General features: G+C 67.6%; 1 protein-coding gene. It reads right to left on the bottom strand.

Going from position 1 to position 598, the window contains the following annotated elements; genetic code table 11:
- The coding region (locus ASC93_RS32850) for an IS1595 family transposase (protein WP_162251922.1) at positions 1 to 598 on the bottom strand (598 nt) is incomplete at both ends.

Below are 598 nucleotides of genomic sequence, written 5' to 3'. Positions count from 1 at the left end.
GCTGTTCACGTTCTGGATGTGGATCGCGCCGCGCGCCCGCACGCCGGCCTTCACGTTCACCGCCTCGTGCGTGATCTCCGCTTGCACGGCGAAACGGCGATACGCCGCGGCCCCGTCGCTGATCAGCAGCACATCGGCCGGCAATACCGGCTTGAGGCACGCATGCAATTGCGCGGCCGTCACTTGTCCTCGGCCCGTGTGAAAGTCCAGCGTCTGCCCCGTACGGTCGCACGCGACGAGCAGGCAGTCGTATTCGCGATTGATCCCGCGTCGCCTGGTCTCGCCGCCGCGCTTTCTCGGCCGCCGCGTCAGGTTGCGCGAGCCCTTCTGTGATTCGAGGCGATAGGTCTCGTCGGCCTCGACGATGGCCGACAATGCCGCCGGCCGGTCGCGCATCGCGCCGGACACGAAGCGGTGGCGCCATCTGAAACTGGTCGCCCGGTGCACGCCGGTCACGCGCGCAGCGTCGCGCACCGTGCGCGATTCGAGGACGCATTGCAAATAGGGCAGCCAACACTCTTTCTTGCGAAGACGGGCGAGCGGCGTGCCGGTCAGGGCGTTATAGCTGCGTCCGCAACCGAGGCACCGAAAGCGCTGC

It is taken from the genome of Massilia sp. Root335, from assembly GCF_001425685.1.
Classification (GTDB): domain Bacteria; phylum Pseudomonadota; class Gammaproteobacteria; order Burkholderiales; family Burkholderiaceae_D; genus Telluria; species Telluria luteola.
This window is presented reverse-complemented; position numbering and strand designations above follow the sequence as displayed.